The following is a 2131-nucleotide window of genomic DNA, read 5'->3' as shown; positions in this document are numbered from 1 at the left end:
TCGGTGGTGTCCACCTCTTCCCATTCCGAACAGAGAAGTTAAGCCCACCAGAGCCGATGGTACTGCGGTAACACGTGGGAGAGTAGGTCGGTGCCAGATCTTAAAAGAAACCCCTTGACGATGAGTCGAGGGGTTTTCTTCGTTTAAAAGCATTTTATAGTCTATGCCGTTCATTTTTCCAACATTAAGGAGTTTAAAAAGGGATAAGGTTCTGTTCCCGCAGATTACGCTGATTTGCGCAAACCTGATCTCCCCTGAGTTTTACACCTTCCGTCCCAGGTTAAATAGCCCTGATGGCAGTGGAAATCCCTTTTGGTCAGAGGTAGATTGTCTGTCCCAAGGGGCTTCCAAAAAGGATTGCAGCGGACAGCAGGACGGAACCCGACCTACATGTTACTGCTATTGCGCTCCAGATCATCAAAATGAAGGGTTCTGATTAAGTACTATTGGCATAGCTCCAGATGATTTATTTATACCATTAAGGAGTGAAGAGACGTTAAGGAACTGTTTACGCTGATCTTCCCTGAGTTTTACACCTTCCGTCCCAGGCAGGACGGAACCCAACCTTATAGATTGCTGTCATTGCGCTCCTAATAATAAACCCGTAAGTAAGCGCTCTATATTCTTTGTGTATAATAAATAAAACCATTTGTGCCAATGTTGATAATTTTAGCCACATTTAAAACTGATTTAGCGCTAAATGTGTTAATATCATAAGGTTTGCCACAATATTTGGTTATCTTTGTTTTTAACAAAAATATAAGTATAAGTAATGAGTTTTTTTGCAGATAAAAGAAGGGAAGTAATGTTGCATATTGAAAAATATATGCTGGAGTCGATGGGAACTTATTTGAAACCAATCGATACCAACTGGCAACCTTCTGATTTTTTACCAGATTCTACTAGTGAAACATTTTATCAAGATGTGAGAATTTTGAGGGATAACGCAAAAGATCTTTCTTACGATTTAGTGGCCGTTTTAATTGGCGATACCATTACTGAAGAAGCTTTACCAACATACGAATCGTGGTTAGCCATGGTTGATGGACATAGTAGGGACGAAGAAGGTGGTTGGATGAAATGGGTTCGCCACTGGACTGCAGAAGAAAATCGTCATGGTGATTTGTTAAATAAATATTTATACCTATCAGGCCGTGTAGATATGCGCCAAATGGAAATTTCTACGCAATATCTTATCGCTGATGGTTTCGATATTGGTACCGGGCATGATCCATACCGTAACTTTATCTATACTTCTTTTCAAGAATTGGCTACCAATGTATCGCACAGAAGGGTAGCTTCTTTAGCTAAAAAAGACGGTGATACGTTATTATCTAGAATGTGTGGTGTAATTGCGTCAGACGAGGCCAGACATGCAAAAGCTTATAAAGATTTCATGAACCGTATTTTCGAGGTTGATCCTAACGAAGCAATGTTAGCTTTTGAAGATATGATGCGTAAGAAAATTGTAATGCCAGCCCATTTCTTACGTGAGGTAGGTTTGAAAATTGGCCAAACATTTGGTCACTTTACAGATGCCGCACAACGTTTAGGGGTATATACTGCAATTGATTACGTTGAAATTATGCAACAGTTGATTGAAGACTGGAAAATTGAGGGCATGCGTGATTTAAACGAAGCTGGTGAAAAAGCCCGCGATTATATTATGGCTTTACCTTCGCGTTTATTACGTGTTGCAGAGCGAATGAAAAACCCTACTRTAGATTATAAATTTACCTGGATTGCTGGATAACAGCAAATAAGATATATAGAAGCCTTCCGATGTAAAATCGGGAGGCTTTTTTTTGTGTTGCGTATCGTCATTTCCTGAAAGTGCAGTCCCAAACTTTCTGGAGAGAGATCTATCTTAATAGATTTAGTTTCGCCCAGCACTTCGTGGTTCTCGGCTGCGTTGCACTCTGCTCGAAATTACGGCTTCTTGCAACTTGCTATCGCCGTTTCAATTTTTTTGAATTAAAGATGATCTCTGTTTAATAATAAAGATTTAGTTTCGCCCAGCACTTCGTGGTTCTCGGCTGCGTTGCACTCTGCTCGAAATTACGGCTTCTTGCAACTTGCTATCGCCGTTTCAATTTTTTTTAATTAAAGATGATCTCTGTTTAATAATAAA

1 protein-coding gene and 1 rRNA gene are annotated in these 2131 nt (G+C 39.8%); both read left to right on the top strand.

What is annotated here, in order from left to right; genetic code table 11:
- Positions 1-99 (top strand): 5S ribosomal RNA (gene rrf, locus AC1DND_RS26335); the annotation flags it as partial.
- A gap of 673 nt (positions 100-772) precedes the next feature.
- Positions 773-1753, top strand: coding sequence for an acyl-ACP desaturase (locus AC1DND_RS26330; RefSeq protein WP_477585616.1), 981 nt, complete (start codon positions 773-775; stop codon positions 1751-1753).
- Positions 1754-2131: the final 378 nt, after the last annotated feature.

This window comes from Pedobacter sp. 01N416 (assembly GCF_056399685.1).
The sequence above is the reverse complement of the archived record's forward strand: the minus strand, read 5'-3'. Positions and strand labels throughout refer to the sequence as shown.